The organism is Candidatus Culexarchaeum yellowstonense (assembly GCF_024707025.1).
Classification (GTDB): Archaea; Thermoproteota; Methanomethylicia; order Culexarchaeales; family Culexarchaeaceae; genus Culexarchaeum.
Genome location: NZ_JANGFQ010000202.1, coordinates 1 through 2,974, shown reverse-complemented (window position 1 = coordinate 2,974; position 2,974 = coordinate 1). Strand labels below are relative to the sequence as shown.

Genomic DNA, 2,974 nt, shown 5'->3' with positions numbered 1-2,974 from the left:
AATTCAAAAAACTCAAACCAGAAGACTTCACAAAACTAATGAAAAACCCAGCAATAGTAGACGGCAGAAGAATCTACAACCCACACGAATACACAAAACACACCAAATTCAAAGCCATAGGACTCGGGCCCCAACAAACAACACAATAAACCCTAGTTCCCATCAGATTCCTCTCATTATTTGATATATGCTAAAAGATAGTATGAGCAGAATTATCTTGACAGTCAAGAGTATAGTAACTAATAAAAGTCATAATTACACACGCATACAGAATTCATGAACACCTTCCACATAAAAACTAGGCTAGCGCATGAGCATATCTTGATAGGAACTAAGGTCACAATAAATAACAAACAAAAACAAAAATCATTAACACAAAAATAAACACACATAAAACTACAAAAACCATCAACATAAAATAATACCTCCAAAACCACTATAAAATAAGAACAACACCACAATGCTGTGTTGCATGACTTGAGCATGTAGCATAAAGTTTTTAGTTCAATCTCATACTTATGCAGTGAGATATGACCTCTAACAATAGAGACTGGAGTAAGTATAATGAGGCGCTTGTTAGGAAGAGTGGAATCCTCCTCGACTTCTCAACCATAAACAACTGGAAACAAGAACTCAAAAAACTAAACAAGGACAAAATAGGCGAACCATATCAAACTCACCCATCACACTATTAGGCTTCATCAGAATCCTTATAATCCCTAATAAGATTTAGGGAATGATTACGAAGGCGTATCTATACTTTCATGGCGTTAATTTAAGCTAGTATCAGAAAAACGTCTAGTCATGAGAAGAGTGCACTAAAGAATCATGCAATACAGTATAGAAAACTTTAAGTAATGCTAATTAATAGTGAAAACTAAATGAGGGTCTTGGTAACTGGTGGTGCGGGTTTCATAGGTTCGCATACTGTTGATTTGCTAGTGGAGAGAGGATATTCGGTAAGGGTTCTTGATAATTTAGAACCGCAGGTTCATTTTAATAAAAAGCCGGACTATTTAAATCAAAAGGTAGAATACTTCTTTGGTAATGTAACTGAAAGGGAAGATTGGTTTAAGGCTTTGAAAAATGTGGATGCGGTAATTCATCTTGCTGCAATAGTTGGGGTTGGTCAAAGCATGTATCAACCAGTTAGGTATCTTACTACAAATTCTATTGGGACGGCAAATATGTATGAAGTTCTTCTTGAAAAGCCTGAAATTAGAAAAAGTATAAGGAAGATAATTGTTGCTAGTTCTAAATCAATTTATGGTGAGGGGGCTTATGTATGCAAGGTTCATGGGGTTGTTTATCCTGGATTAAGAAAAAGGGAGCAGTTGGAGAAAAGGGATTGGGAGGTTCATTGTCCATTTTGTGATGAGTATGTTAAGCCTGTGGGGATAACTGAGGAGAAGCCGGTTCAAAATCTTTCTACATATGCTTTATCTAAGTATGATGCTGAAAGGATAGCAGTTAATTTTGGGTTTGCTTTAAAAATTCCTACTGTAGTTTTTAGGTATTTTAATGTTTATGGGCCGAGGCAGAGTTTGAATAATCCTTATACTGGTGTGGTTGCAATATTTTCTTCTAGAATAAAGAATAATAATCCTCCTATTATATTTGAGGATGGGAATCAGTTAAGGGATTTCATTTATGTTGAAGATGTTGCAAGGGCAAATATTTTAGCTTTAGAGAGTGATAGGGAGGGGATTTATAATGTTGGGACTGGAAGGGCTACAAGTATTCTAGAGGTTGCGAAGACTTTAATTGAGCTTTTTAATTCGAAAGTTGAACCAAAGGTTACGGGAGAGTTTAGGGTAGGTGATAATAGGCATGATTTTGCTGATATATCGAAGATTAAAAGGGAACTTAATTTTGAACCAAGGTATAGCTTAAAGCAAGGTCTCAAGAAGTTTGTTGAATGGGGAGAAACGCAGGAAGCAATTGATATGTTTGAAAAAGCGGAAGAAGAGAGGAGAAGGTATCTAACATAGTTAAAATAGTCCTTGCTTATCTATCTCCTAAGTCTTAGTAACAGGTAGTACTGATTTTATAGGTTCTTAGTGGCTGAGTTTTTCTCAAAGAAAGATTATGAAATAATTATGTTAGACAATTTTATAAAGAGCGAAATCTTCAAGAAAGATAAGAAGATTTCTAAACAAATATTACTATTCACAATATTTTTTACATTATTCTCTTACTAGTGAGCGACTCTATAAACGTATTCTCAATATAACAATCCCTATTAATAATCGTTGGACACTTTATCGTACTATATGGTGTTGTCATTCAGCTACAAACTCTAATATGGAACTTATAATATTACTTACGACATAATTTGGATTAAAAGTAAAAAACACACTATTTTTTACTACAAACAACGACACCATGCTTTTCACTTTATCAAACTTGTCATAAAACTTGTTGGATCATCAACCTTATATAAGATTTAAGGGCTAGGTAGTAGTACTACTACCTAGCCCTGGTGGGGGTCAAGGTCGGTTAACAACCTGAGCCTAAAAGCTCGTCTAGGAGCTTGACCCAAACCCCCACGCATACTCGACCGGAGGTTGTCATGAGAATGACAGATATAAGGGTAGTACATGTGGGGATGAAGTTTGTAGGGGTTGATGTGGCAAAACGTGTGTTGGTAGCGTGCGCGCTGGGGGAGGATAGGGTGATAGTGGTTGGGAATGATGAGGAGGGTTACGAGAAAATACTGCAAACGTTCGGAACGAACATCATAGTGGGAATAGAGAACACAGGCATATACCACTCATAGAATACCTCACAAAAAGAGGCATCGAAGTACGCACACTCAACCCACTCGAAATCTCAAGAATGAAGGGAATAAGAGGAAAAAAGAGCGACAAGACAGACGCAAAAAACATAGCCAAATCATGATAGGTAGTGGGTGCAAAGTCGTGGAACATGCAAGAAGATTAAAAGAACTCGTCTCAAGATACTGGTTCCTCAG

The 2,974-nt window shown here is 36.6% G+C and carries 4 protein-coding genes; all 4 read left to right on the top strand.

Translation table 11 applies throughout. The annotated features are described in order from the left end of the window. Positions 1–530: 530 nt before the first annotated feature. The 4 genes from MRT15_RS11140 (at position 531) to MRT15_RS12665 (ending at position 2,901) form a co-directional block, all read left to right on the top strand. Entirely contained in the window at positions 531–695 is a 165-nt protein-coding gene (locus MRT15_RS11140) for a hypothetical protein (RefSeq protein ID WP_304330277.1), read from the top strand. Positions 696–881: 186 nt separating this feature from the next. Then, the gene (locus tag MRT15_RS11135; protein WP_369684976.1) at positions 882–1,991 is read left to right on the top strand and encodes an NAD-dependent epimerase/dehydratase family protein; all 1,110 of its coding nucleotides are present in this window, start codon (positions 882–884) and stop codon (positions 1,989–1,991) included. A gap of 587 nt (positions 1,992–2,578) precedes the next feature. Next, a complete protein-coding gene (locus tag MRT15_RS11130) occupies positions 2,579–2,779 on the top strand; it encodes a hypothetical protein (protein WP_304330275.1) in 201 nt (66 codons plus the stop codon). Beyond that, entirely contained in the window at positions 2,767–2,901 is a 135-nt protein-coding gene (locus MRT15_RS12665) for a transposase (RefSeq protein ID WP_369684977.1), read from the top strand. The genes MRT15_RS11130 and MRT15_RS12665 overlap by 13 nt, the downstream gene beginning before the upstream one ends. Positions 2,902–2,974 lie beyond the last annotated feature (73 nt).